Below are 12268 nucleotides of genomic sequence, written 5' to 3'. Positions count from 1 at the left end.
TCTACACCACTGTTCGGCATTGCTCCGTTCCTAGGTGCTTCGGTGTCCGTCGCCTTGTCCGCAATAATCCTGCAACCTCTTACAAATGCAGCAGGGCGGAGCCTCAGCATCCTGGCCGCGCTGATGGCGCTGGTGTCCTTTGGACCGCAGAAATACTTCGATGCGCAGCTAGCCCTGATCTGGCCTGCTGTTTTTTTGGGTCAGCTCGCCGCTCTAGTCATCTTTGTCAGGGTCATAGTTGCGGCCCAGCAGAAGCATGAAGTCGGTCAGATGAACGCATCCTCTACGGGGCGAGCCTGATGGCACAGCCATTAGCCAAGCTGGCATTATTGGAACACGTACTGAACATTAGCTAGCAGCGTGGTGGTGCTTTTGACGGGCTTGGCTCTGTCTGCCACCTCAACTCGGAGATTAACCGATGGAAATTTCGCTTTTTTCTTTTGGCTTGCTCGCACTGGTTATCGTGATGACGCCCGGACCCACCGTACTATTAGCCCTGTCCAACGGGTCACGGTTTGGAATGGCATATGCCGGTTACGGGATCGCAGGCGCTGCGATTTCCGATGGAGTGCTAATCGCGGCGGCGGCATTAGGTTTGGGTGCTGTTCTGGTCACTTCGGCGGTGCTGTTCAACTTGGTGAAATGGATCGGTGTCGCCTATCTAGTGTGGCTGGGCATTCAGATGCTACGGTCTTCGGGGGAACTGGGATTGGAAACGAACCGGGCAAATGTGCGTTGTGCTATCCCGAGCCGTCGCGCTCTGGCGATATTCAGAAAGAGCTTCTTCGTGGCTGTGACGAACCCCAAGGGATACTTGTTCTTTACCGCTTTTCTGCCTCAGTTTCTAAACCCGATGGAACCGCTGTTGACGCAATATGCCACGCTCGCGGGTATCTTTATCGCGATCGATGTGATGGTGATGACCGCTTATGCCGGGCTGGGTACCAAGGCGATGCAGTTGCTGAACGACAGCGGAGCACTCTGGATCGATCGCACTTGTGGTGCTCTGCTTATCTCCCTCGGCTGTGCCTTGGCACTTGTAAGACGCAGCGACGTGTAACGCGACATGCGGGCTTTCAGCGTGGCTTAGTTAGACGCAGAGAAGCGCACGGCCGCCATGCGAAACTTTAACACTGATCTAACAGTTCATCTAAGTTATTCCTAAACACTCTAAGCCAAGGATTGGTATCATGATCAAAATAAGCCTTCGTTACCGTCCTTAAAGGCAAAGCCTGTTCCTTTTGTTTTTCCGGGTAGTCAGCTCGTCGTGTCATCATTGTTTGATGAATGCATATTTAGCAATTATTGAACAAAAGAGAGGTATCGAAAGAACCCTGCTGTCTGTCGGTTGGAGGGTCAGTCGGACCGATGTAGTCAGCACTTATGCAACGCGTCCGTTTTGGCAAGTTTGACCCACTTCAAACCCGCTGTTTAGAAGCGGGGAAAGCAGCATAAAAACCGAAAGATTACCATCTACTCATTTGTTAGCGTTTGGATCATATCAGCAAGATATACTAACTATGCGTTCAAGATCGTTCAGAGTTCAGTACAATTGCACACCATATATTCGATTAACTTAATGATTAAATGGTCTAGGCTGCCCACTGGATGAATCGGAAATTTAGGAGAAGTACGTGCGATACGTTGCAAAAGGTATATTGATTTGTTTCGCTGTCGCGTGTGTCGCTATGTTGGCAGCTTGGCTTTTTCTGTCTTCTGCGTTGTTTTCTTCGGTCAGGACTACTTTCGTCGAAAATCTGATCTCTAAGAAACTTGGTCAGGACGTTAGAATTGAAGATGAAGTGCGTCTGGGTCTTGGTCGGCAATTGCATGTATCAGCAGCAGGGTTGGAACTACCCGGTTCTCCGAATGCTGAAGTGAACCTTGCAGCAATAGATGAGATAGAGTTTGAAGTGTCCGCGCGCGACCTCTGGAACAGTAAACTGTCGCTGAGTGGTCTTTCAATCTCGGGTGTTCACCTGAACCTGATCACAGACAAAGACGGCTTCGGAAACTGGCAGTCCATTTCCCAAGCGGATGTTGAAGCCGGAAAGCCTGCTGATCCTCCAAATTTGCCTTTGGCCGGAATTTTAACGGACCACGAAATCGATCTGACCGATATCTCCGTTCTTTATCAAAGTGATCAAAACGGGCTTGAGCTGGATCTGAAACTTCCTGAGTTGCAATTGAAGCGCGATACGGAAACCGACGTTGCGACGGCAGTCGGTGCCGGTTCGCTGAACGGAGAGAGGTTTGATCTGAACGCGACATTCCCCACGGAAGACCCGTTTCGGTTGGCGATGAACTTCGAACAGATTTCGATTGTTGCCGAGGAAGTCCCTCAAGAGAACGGTCTGCAAGTGGCAACGACCGTAGAGATTGCCGAACTTGGCCAGCTTCTTGATATCCTGAAGCTGAGCCGCGTTTTGGAAGGTACAGGGAATATTGGCGCAACGTTCACATCAGTCGACGGCGTAGCGCGGATTGATGACCTATCTGTATTGGCGGAATTAGATGGCGGGCAAAGCCTTTCGCTGACGGGGCAGATCGGAGAATTGGGGAACCCGGAAGACGTATCGCTAACAACCCGAATTAGGCTGTACCCAGAAGATGCGGAACCAGCCCCTGCCGCATCGCGATATGATCTTAAACTTATCGCGGTCGACATGGTTATCGACAGCGTGCCTGGGCAGGTGCCGCAGCGACAAATGGTCATAAAGACCAACGGTTTCACGTTGGACACGTCGGGCGAAGGCCCGCCACCGATTAAGTTCTCCGAGCTTTCCAGAACACCAGAAGGCGCATTAAAGGTCGGAAACATCAACCTTAGAATTGGGAACCCAGCCGATCCGTTTATCATTTTGAACGGTTCGGTCGATGACGCTCTTCAGTTGCAAGGCATATCAGCAGAAGGCCTAATGGACATACCGGCAAGCGGTTTGATCTCGCCAGAATTGTTGGGACCAGACGACCAGCTTGGCAGGTTTTCCGGTGACTTCCATTTGAACGGCGACATCAACCAGCTTTCGCTGACGAATTTGGATGGAAAGACAAGCGATACGGAGGTCTGGAACCTTGAGGTGCATGGCACTGTCAAAAATGTACTCAAATTCGAGGACCTGGATTTGGCAATTGATGTCGCAGTTCCATCCGGAGCGGATCTTTTGGAGGCACTATCGCTTGAACGTGTGGAAACCGGGCAGGCTCGCCTTGAAATCAACCTTGTTAGCGCAGGCACTGATTGGAACGCGAGTGCCAATGTTGAGGTCGCCGACTCTATCTTGCAGATTATGGCCGATCTTGATGATGCAACAAGCGACCCGGTGCTTCAGGGTTCCATTGAGAGTGACCTGATAAAGATAGATCAGATCCGAACTATCGTTCAGGCTGCCGCACAGTTGCGGAAACTAGGCGGCCCAGAGCCGGAAGAGAAAGAAACTAAGAAAGAAGACGAGGGCGACCAAGGCGCGTTAAGAGATGTAACGCTTAAACCTATCGGGCGCTCAATTCTCTTGTCCGGTATGGACATGGATGTCGACGTTGACCTTCGGCACATCGAAGGTGCCAAGGGCATCAGCAGTTTGCAGAGCGAAGTGACGCTCAATAAAAACGAGCTTAAGGCAGGACCACTGAAGTTTGAATACGGGGGCGCTCATTTCGACGTCAGTGGGCAAATGGATCTGTCGAACGACGCGCATCTGCTCACGTTGACCGGCAAGGCAGGTGGCTGGCAGCTAGATGAAATTCTTCACAGCCTGAACTTCAAAAAGGGCGCAAGCGGCACGATCTATGCAGATTTTTCGGTGACCGGAGGAACAGATTCAGCCAAACATTTTGCTAATAGCATGAGCGGCAATGCCACAGTTTCAATGCGTGATGGCTCGATCGAGACCCAGCTTCTAGATCTGGCAGGGTTGGGGGTACTCCCATGGGTATTTACCAAGAAGAAACAAAAGGTTGCGCCAATCGTGTGTTTGCGCGCACCTATCAGTATTTCCAATGGAAAAATTTCGACGAAACAAACCACACTAGAAACAGATCATGTCCAAGTTGTCGTCTTCGGCGGTGTTGATGTGGCGGGCAAGGTTTTGGACCTGAATCTACAGCCCCGCAAGATTGGCGAACCTCTTTCGAAAAGCCCCTGGCCAGTGACCTTAAAGGGCCCGCTAGCCAAACCGAAGATTAAGGTCAAAGACGGTCCGAAACGACTGAAACGGTCGGATGGTGCAGACAAAATGCCGGAACAAAGAAAACTATGCGTTCCGGATATATTGCAACTGCAGTAGTTGCGGAGGCGGTCAGCTAAAGTACAAATCTAGAGTTCAGAAAGACAGACTATGCTTCGGAAAAGCAAATTCTGCTTTGGGCTCACAGCTGATCTTCACAGTGGAGGTCATCGGTTGGAGGTAAGAGCCCATATTCTATATCGCGGCAATTTACGAACCGCGCATCCCAGACATTCAATACATGGCGGTAACTGACAGTTGAGCGCAACAAAGTAAGCTCACGCTACGACACCACAATAGTCTGCTATTCAGTCACATTGCGTCGTATTTAAATACCCGCTCATCCTATTGAGACAACTCCGAATAGCTGAGGACACTGCGTAGATCGCTGAAGAGCAAGGCAAAAAGCGAGGCCCCGCAAGTGAACCGGGTCTCCGTGCAAAGAGCGGCAAAATCAGCCAAGAGTCCCGCAATGTTAGGAACATGATAAGGGGCGGTAGATTGAGTTACATAGCTGTTTTACAAAGCCAGGCTTCAAATGTCGCGAGGGCAGTGGTTGGCTCCTTGTTGGAGAGCCGCGTGCTCCAATACCTCCCCGTTGTGACTTCCGTATCGAAAGGGAGCACCAACCGCCCCTCGGATATCTGATCCTTAAACATGGCATAGGGCAAAAGTGCCACGCCAAAGCCTCTTGCCGCCAGCTCCGCCATGGCGACAGAAGAATCGTAGATTGGACCTTCGATATAGGGGGACACCATACCGGCTTCTCTAAACCAGATGGGCCATTCATCAGCGCGATAAGATCTTAGCAAACTTTGATTCAGCAAGTCTGCGGGGTCTTTGAATGTTGACGCCACCGAGGGGGCACACATCGGTGTCAGCGGAGTTTCCATCAAAGGACGCGAGGTCAGTCCGGGCCAGCGACCAGCACCGAAACGGATCGCCAGATCGAGGCCCTCGCGGGCAATGTCGACTCGATTGTTGTTCGTAAAAAGGCGAACACTAATGCCTGGGTGGGCTGTTTCAAACTCAATCAAGCGTTCTGCGAGCCATCCGACGGCAAACGTCGTTACCACACCCACATTCAGCGTTTCATGATAACGACCATCCGCGAACCGATCCAAAACGCCACTGATGCGATCAAGACTCGTAGTCAGAACTGGCAGTAATGCCTCACCTTCTGGGGTGAGCAGCAGCCCCTTGGATGTCCTGTGAAACAGCTTTGCGCCGAGCCGCTCTTCCAAGCGTAAAATCTGATGGCTGACAGCCGCTTGGGTGACGCAAAGCTCCACGGCGGCATTGGTGAAACTGCCCTGTCGCGCAGCGGCCTCAAAGCTGCGCAGCGCATTGAGAGGGATGTTGGGGCGATCCATAGGCATTACTTTTTCTTATGCGGAGTTTGACAATTAGTCGTTTGTGCGCCGAATGAAAAGATTTTAGCACGATCCTCATAAATTGTATCAATGACAGTTCAGTGATTTTCGAACGACGTATCATCGCAGAAACCTTCTTGGTTTGCCTTTTCAGCGTGTTTGAAGGGACAAGATTTTGCGTCTTCACAAAGGAAGAAGGGAAAACCTATGAAGGCCTATATTCGGGCGGTTCTGAGTGCCGCCTTGATCGCAGGGACTGCGGCTCCGTTGTGGGCGCAGCACCTACAACAGACTGTCACCACCTGGGAAAACCGTCTTGATGCGCGCATCGGGGTTGTGCTGCGCGACGCCTCTTCAGATTGGGAAATTTCCATGCGTGCAAAAGAGCGGTTTCCGATGTCGAGCACGTTCAAGTCCCTCCTGTGCGGCGCGGTTTTGGCGCGTGTGGATGCGGGGCAGGAAGATCTGAGCCGTCGCGTGACCTTTTCGGCAGATGATCTGGTGGCCTATTCCCCGGTGACCGAGAACCACCTGCAAAATGGGCTGACAGTTGGCGAACTCTGTGAGGCAACAGTGGCGCTGAGCGACAACACGGCAGGCAACCTATTGCTTGATACCGTGGGCGGTCCGGAGGGGCTGACCGCCTTCCTGCGCTATATCGGCGATCAGACCACACGTTTGGACCGCTGGGAAACAACTTTGAATGAGGCGGTCCCCGGAGATCCTCGGGACACCTCTACTCCTTCGGCGATCCTAACCACATTGGAGGCGTTGCTTTTGGGCGATGTTCTGGAACCTTCGTCTGCGGCGCAGCTACGCCAGTGGATGATTGACGATCAGGTAGCCGATGCATTGATCCGAGCTCATCTTCCCGAAGGCTGGGTGATTGGCGATAAGACCGGGGCAGGTGGCAATGGCTCCCGCGCGATCATTGCATTCATCGAGCCGAAGGAGGATGTTCACTACTTTGCAGCGATCTATCTCACCGAAAGTGATGCTGATTTCGCGCTTCGCAATCAGGTGGTTTCGGAGATTGGTCAGGCTATGATTGCCGAGATAAACGCCCGATAAATGCATGCATTTCGCTCATGCGACAAATAGAGCGAAGCCAAACGTTCTGTGGCGCAAGTCCGCCATCGCCCAGAAAATCGCGGGAGCAGCATTATTCGGCGGTGGCCGCTGGATCGCTCTCCGCGAAGGCTGACATTCACTCGCGGAGCATTTTGAAAAGTGGGCTGGTAATCGACGGTCGCCGCGGCAAGCATAGACGGGTAGGCTCACGCCACGAACAGAGCAGGACAACTGTCCGATAAGACAAGTGCTGTTACAAACGCTGCAATCGGATTGAGATCATGTTTTGCAGAACCCAAAATGCCACGGTGAAAACGCTTAAATACAAAGGTTTACTATGCAACTTCGAACTGAATTGAAACCGTGAATCCAGGTGAATTGTTTGTAGCCGCTAAGAGCGCTGAATGATGGTCTGCAATAGCTTTCACCAGCGCCAAACCCAAACCGTTCCCAATACTGTTCCGTTCAGTGTCTAGCTTATAGAAAGGAACAAAAAGCTTACTCAGTGAGTTTTCGGGAACGCCAGGGCCATTGTCAATTACCGAGAGCGTAATGGTACTTTCTTCTTGCTCAACAGTCAGTAGAATCCTGGAATGCTCCGGGCAATGATCAATTGAGTTCTGCAAGAGGTTTGCACAGAGCTGTTTCAACATACCCTCATCGCCTTCGATTAGTGTACGCCCCGATTGGTTATCCACAAAAGCGAGACTTTGGCTCTTCACTTCCGCAAGCGGGACCATATTCCCAACAGCTTCTCGACCCAATCTACTCAAATCCAGATAGCTGAACGCCTTGGAATTGTTTCCTTCTTCAATGCGGTTGATCCGCAAAACTGTTTCGAATGTCCATTTGAGACGATCAAGTTCAGATTGAATCTGGTTGATCGGTTCCATGGATTGACCATCCGAACGCAATGAATCCTTCGCTTCCTGAAGCGCGATATAAGCGTGGGTGAGCGGGTTTTTCAGATCATGTGCGATGGCGGCAGCGGCCGATCGCGTCGTGGACATCAAAACTGTCAGGTTGTCGAGATGGCCGTTCATTAGCCGAGCAATCCGGTCTATCTGATCATTGTTTTTCCCGACTGGGAGTCTTGCTTTGACTTCCCCTCTTGAGACCTTATTGAGCGTTTTCGCCATTTGATCGAGTTTACGATATGTTCTTATGCTGGAGATATAGCCGACCAACAGTGTGCACAAAGTCGCTCCCAACCCGATCGCTACCAAAGACCAGGCCAACGATCGAAGTGTGCTTTTTACAAATGCAAGATCGCGACCAACGACGATTACAAAGCCGCGGTAAGTTTGTACATTTACCCTATGGATACGCTTTTTACCTCCCAGAATAATCCCATCATCTTCGATTTCACCCCAACCCCGAAAGGACGGGTATTCGTCGATATTTCCAGCCAAACGCTTCCCTTGACTATCGAAAAGGCCAATCAAACTGGTGTCGAAAGGCAACCAGAGAGTCGCGTCATCAATCGCTTGCACGACATCGGAATCGTTGTCGTTATCGTCCAGAATCTCTTGAATGAAGCGCATTTCATCAACCAACAACGAGTCCATTTCCCGCTGCAAATCGCCACGAATTCTTTCAAATGTTAAAAATGCCAGCGCTGTAACTGAAAGGAGGATTACCACCGCTGCATACAAAGCCGTAGTAAAGGCAGATCCAGATACAATATTTGAGCGTATCATTAGTCTTTCATCCGGTTTATCTGGCGACCCCATATGGTTTGGCTAACGGTAAACCTGTTCTGGCCGGTCAAGTGTGTGATCCGAAGGTTTTAGCTGCTATTTTTGTGGAAAAATGGGGAATTTGGCTGGATGTGTTGCAACACTGGTGATGCAGTCCGGGCCAAGTTTGAAAAGTTCAACGCCCTAGCATTCGTGTAAGTTGCACTTGTTGGCGCACATCGGTCCACTTTTGACAACCAACATACAAGATGTTCTTCGCCCATTTCATGAAGCAAAGGAAAGTGGGTTTCGATGAGTTTGCAACGCGCCCCTCCGAGGGGGAGGAAGGGCGCGCTGTTTTGACTGAGGGAAGCTTGTTTACGAGTGAGTGGCCGTGCCCACACGGCACCGGTAACACCCTTCAGGAGGGTTACGAGTGCTTCCTCAGTCGAGTATTCGGTTTCGAACCTGATGGCATCTTCTGCAACTTGAACTTGCCAATTAGTTTTCATCAACCTTACGATTTTGAAAAGCTTTTGCGGTCTGCTGTTATGAGCATCGAGCGATTTAACTTGATCAACCACCCTTTGTGCAATGCCCGTGATCTTCGAACGATTTGGCACCATGCGTGGACAACTCATAAGTCATAGTTGGAAAGTGCAGCACCATCGTCCAGACTTCGTCGGGCTTTATGTGGATGAATGTAGCACCGTCCAGGCCGTGCGCGACGGAAGCCATACCTTCTGTATTCTGTACTATCAGTCGCGCCTCTGAGAGATCGGTATCTTGAAAGACCTGAATTACTTCTCCGTTTGTTTCTGACTTGCATTGGAATTCAGTCTCGTCCGCCAACGCCGTGCTCGCAGGCAAGAGTGCCATTAGAAATATTGTATTTTTCATCATTGTGTTTCCGATCAAAAGGTTAAGCTTTCAGGTTTGAGTGATCCGGGTGATGGTTAGAAGTCTGGGCTGTACAATTTTTTGGCCTGTTTCATGCTGCAATCGGAGACCTCCCAAAGCTCACACAAATTCGCAGTCCCGGCCTTTTGTTTTCTGCGGTGATTGTTGCCCCGTGTCGCATTGCAACGGCCTTCACAAGCGATAGGCCAAGCCCATTTCCGGTGTCGTTTCTTGGATGGTCAGATCGAAAAAACGCGTCAAAAATCTTGTCGATTTGTGGTTCCGGAACCCCAGGTCCGTTGTCTTCAACGACCAACTGTATCGCCTCAGACGTGGCCACTAGGGAAATCCTGATCCAAGATCCAGCAGGGCAATATCGGAGGGAATTGTTTACAAGATTGACGAGCAGCTGTTTCAGCAGGTTTTCGTCGCCTCGTACCAAAATCGTATCGGCGTTGTAGTCAGCCGTGATGTGTTTTCCAACGTCGACCGCAAGGGGATAGAGCGCCTCTGCAACACTCTCAACGAGCGCACTCAGATTGACTGTTTTGAAGTTGTTCTCATGCGTACCTGCCTCAATTTGAGATACTTTGAGCACTGTATCGAAGACAGTTCCAATGCGTTTAAGGTGGAACTCTAAATCGTTGAGGCTTGGTCTCGGATCGCCACCATACTCAATTTCGCTATGTACCTGCTGCAAAGCAATGAACCCGTTCGTCAAAGGCACCTTCAAATCACGGGCAATTTTGACCGCGTTGGATTGAGTGCTGTTGAGCAAACTCAAAACCCAGTCGAGACGTCTGTTAACAAGCTGGAAAATACGATCGAAATGGTCGCCCTTATCTGTGACGGGAAGACGAACAACGGCGCTTTCCTCAATAGTCTGGTTGAGAGTTTTCTCAATCCAAGCGAGTCTCTGGAAACTCTGAGAACTGAAGTAATAACCGAGACCCAGAACAGAGGCGGTTGTCGCGAGCGTCAGCAGGAGCAACCCTTCCCACAGCGTTGTCAATGCCTGATTGAGTGATGTTAGACTTCGGGCAACCACCGTGCGATAGCCAAGAAATTCAGACGTGTGGAGCATATAAACAGGGGGTGCTCCGCCGATTTTGACGAAATCCGGATCAACTTCGTGCCAACCAATCTCGTCGGGCGGTTTCGCGATTGATCCTGCTAAAGCGGAACCGCTCTGGTCGAACAGCGCGATCATGTGAAGCCCAGTTCGATTGGGATTATTTAAGTGTTCAATTGCTCGCTGAACTGCTTCAGAGCCTCCATCCAGCAAAATCTCATGAAACAGGAGCTCTTCGTCGAGGATTTGTTGCTGGAGATCAACGCGGAGCCTGTCTGCAAGTGCTAAGTAGGCAGCGTATCCAAAGACAGCAGTTATAATCCAGACTATTAAAGCCGCGAAACAAGCCGTCCGGAACGGGGCACCAGAGAGAATGCTAGAGCGGCCCATGAAGGCTGTACCCAACGTTTCGAGACGTGTGCAAAAGTGGCGTCCCGAAAGGTTTGTCGATCTTCGATCTCAAGCGGCTGATATACGTTTCGATTACTGTAGAGCTTGGATCAAAATTGTAATCCCATACTTGTTCCAACAGCATGTTGCGCGTCACAATCCGCCCGGCATTTCTCATCAAAACTTCCAACAGTGCAAATTCACGGGGCAGCAAGTCAATTGTAACATCTTGCCTTTTCACCACTCTGCTGAGCAGATCCATCGAAAGATCGTGGACTTGAAGCTTAGTTGTAGCAATGCTGGACGGTTGTCGTCGGATAATGCTGTTTAAGCGCGCCAGGAGTTCCGAAAAATGAAAAGGCTTAACCAGGTAGTCATCTGCTCCTTCGGTCAAGCCCTCAACTCTGTCCTGAACGTCTCCTATTGATGTGAGGAACAGAACCGGGGTCTGTTTTTTCGCGGCCCTCAGGGCCTTGAGAACAGAAAGGCCGTCCATTCCCGGTAACATGCGATCTAAGACTATGGCGTCACATTCATTGTACAAACAATATGAGAGCGCATCCCGACCATCATCGTACCACTCCACACTGAAACCGTTCGACCTCAACCCCGAATTTACAAAGTCGGCGGTCTTTTTGTCGTCTTCTGCAACGAGTATTTTCATTAGAAGACCTCTGATTGAGCCGCTGGATCCGCTTGTCCCATTAACAAATACGAAGTTAAGTAAACTCAGCCATAACGGGATGGCTAAGTCCATTTGGCAAATCGTTGCAGACTAGAGGCTCAAGGTTTCTTCAACAGCTTTCACTTGTAACCGGGCTAGACCCAGATTGGCGGTCTTCTTGTCTAACGCGACATACACAAAAATGTTTGGGTTTTTGTCCAGTGGGCGGACCAGATGAAACTGCTTGCCAAGCGTGATCAGAATGTCCTCGATGGTATCGTTAAGCTTTAAAGCTTCGATCGCATGAAGTTTGGCGCGGACGACTTCAACATTCGCTGCGCCCGCAGTATCAAGGTCAAACTTGGAACCACCTTCTGCGCCTAGAGTAAGGCCTGTATCACAGTCGACGAGACAAGCCCCTAGAAGACCCTTGATTTCACTTAGTTTAGAAATGTCCAATGACATGCTTGGCTCCTTTTTGGCCTTGGGATTGTTGGTTTGAACCACACCGGACGCGTGATTGGCTGGACGGGCTCTGTTGTTTGCGGGTGGAATAGTAATGACGAGCCTCTGAACTAAGCCAAATCTCTCGTTAAATCTGGCCAGCGCAGAGGTGGGCTCACCTTTGGGTTTCGACATTTCCTATCCAATTCTCGCTGAGTTCACGGAATTCGAATGTCGAACTACGGTCCTGTCACTTCGCACCAATTGGGCATGAAGAAACAGCTCATCAACCAAACTGTCATCCAAACGAGGGAGGTCAGCTGTCCTCCGAAGGGCGGAACATTTGAGATCTGATGTCACTTTCACAGCTTTTGCGCTTGTGTCAGGAGAATGATTGTCGCCTCTATGCAAGAAATTCAGTGCGGCGACGCAGGCGAGGGCCAAGTATT

The 12268-nt window shown here is 50.5% G+C and carries 9 protein-coding genes and 1 pseudogene; 4 read left to right on the top strand and 6 right to left on the bottom strand.

All coding sequences use genetic code 11. From position 1 onward, the window contains the following. The 3 genes and pseudogenes from E1297_RS43920 to E1297_RS43910 form a co-directional block, all read left to right on the top strand. A pseudogene (locus E1297_RS43920) lies at positions 1-300 on the top strand (hypothetical protein); the annotation flags it as partial. Between the two features lie 118 nt (positions 301-418). Then, positions 419-1060 carry a LysE family translocator gene (locus E1297_RS43915; protein ID WP_155149634.1) on the top strand — a complete coding sequence of 214 codons (642 nt, stop codon included), beginning with the start codon at positions 419-421 and terminating at the stop codon, positions 1058-1060. A gap of 574 nt (positions 1061-1634) precedes the next feature. Beyond that, on the top strand, positions 1635-4286 hold the full coding sequence (locus E1297_RS43910) for an AsmA family protein (protein ID WP_155149632.1): 2652 nt from the start codon (positions 1635-1637) through the stop codon (positions 4284-4286). Between the two features lie 446 nt (positions 4287-4732). Here the strand turns inward: E1297_RS43910 and E1297_RS43905 are convergent, their stop codons facing one another. Beyond that, on the bottom strand, positions 4733-5605 hold the full coding sequence (locus E1297_RS43905) for a LysR family transcriptional regulator (RefSeq protein WP_368669850.1): 873 nt from the start codon (positions 5603-5605) through the stop codon (positions 4733-4735). A gap of 201 nt (positions 5606-5806) precedes the next feature. On the opposite strand from E1297_RS43905, the gene bla reads away from it, so the two are divergent. Beyond that, positions 5807-6670 (top strand): class A beta-lactamase, encoded by an 864-nt coding sequence (gene bla, locus E1297_RS43900; protein ID WP_155149629.1) that lies wholly within the window; start codon positions 5807-5809, stop codon positions 6668-6670. Positions 6671-7005: 335 nt separating this feature from the next. Here the strand turns inward: bla and E1297_RS43895 are convergent, their stop codons facing one another. The 5 genes from E1297_RS43895 to E1297_RS43875 all read right to left on the bottom strand — a co-directional run bounded on the left by E1297_RS43895 (position 7006) and on the right by E1297_RS43875 (position 12014). After that, positions 7006-8370, bottom strand: coding sequence for a HAMP domain-containing sensor histidine kinase (locus E1297_RS43895; protein WP_196223558.1), 1365 nt, complete (start codon positions 8368-8370; stop codon positions 7006-7008). A 555-nt stretch (positions 8371-8925) separates the two neighbouring features. After that, on the bottom strand, positions 8926-9252 hold the full coding sequence (locus E1297_RS43890) for a hypothetical protein (RefSeq protein WP_155149625.1): 327 nt from the start codon (positions 9250-9252) through the stop codon (positions 8926-8928). Between the two features lie 88 nt (positions 9253-9340). After that, entirely contained in the window at positions 9341-10711 is a 1371-nt protein-coding gene (locus tag E1297_RS43885; protein WP_155149622.1) for a HAMP domain-containing sensor histidine kinase, read from the bottom strand. Further along, positions 10698-11375 (bottom strand): response regulator transcription factor, encoded by a 678-nt coding sequence (locus E1297_RS43880; protein ID WP_155149619.1) that lies wholly within the window; start codon positions 11373-11375, stop codon positions 10698-10700. Before E1297_RS43880 ends, E1297_RS43885 begins: the two co-directional genes overlap by 14 nt. 111 nt (positions 11376-11486) lie before the next feature. Further along, entirely contained in the window at positions 11487-12014 is a 528-nt protein-coding gene (locus E1297_RS43875; protein WP_244328100.1) for a hypothetical protein, read from the bottom strand. Positions 12015-12268 lie beyond the last annotated feature (254 nt).

The sequence above is a fragment of the Roseibium sp. RKSG952 genome, assembly GCF_009711355.1.
This window is presented reverse-complemented; position numbering and strand designations above follow the sequence as displayed.

What these genes read in the sequence shown, in the direction of transcription:
- E1297_RS43915 (WP_155149634.1), top strand. Translation starts at nt 419, where the DNA reads ATGGAAATTTCGCTTTTTTCTTTTGGCTTGCTCGCACTGGTTATCGTG.
- E1297_RS43905 (WP_368669850.1), bottom strand. Translation starts at nt 5,605, where the DNA reads ATGCCTATGGATCGCCCCAACATCCCTCTCAATGCGCTGCGCAGCTTT.
- bla (WP_155149629.1), top strand. Translation starts at nt 5,807, where the DNA reads ATGAAGGCCTATATTCGGGCGGTTCTGAGTGCCGCCTTGATCGCAGGG.
- E1297_RS43895 (WP_196223558.1), bottom strand. Translation starts at nt 8,370, where the DNA reads ATGATACGCTCAAATATTGTATCTGGATCTGCCTTTACTACGGCTTTG.
- E1297_RS43890 (WP_155149625.1), bottom strand. Translation starts at nt 9,252, where the DNA reads ATGATGAAAAATACAATATTTCTAATGGCACTCTTGCCTGCGAGCACG.
- E1297_RS43885 (WP_155149622.1), bottom strand. Translation starts at nt 10,711, where the DNA reads ATGGGCCGCTCTAGCATTCTCTCTGGTGCCCCGTTCCGGACGGCTTGT.
- E1297_RS43880 (WP_155149619.1), bottom strand. Translation starts at nt 11,375, where the DNA reads ATGAAAATACTCGTTGCAGAAGACGACAAAAAGACCGCCGACTTTGTA.
- E1297_RS43875 (WP_244328100.1), bottom strand. Translation starts at nt 12,014, where the DNA reads ATGTCGAAACCCAAAGGTGAGCCCACCTCTGCGCTGGCCAGATTTAAC.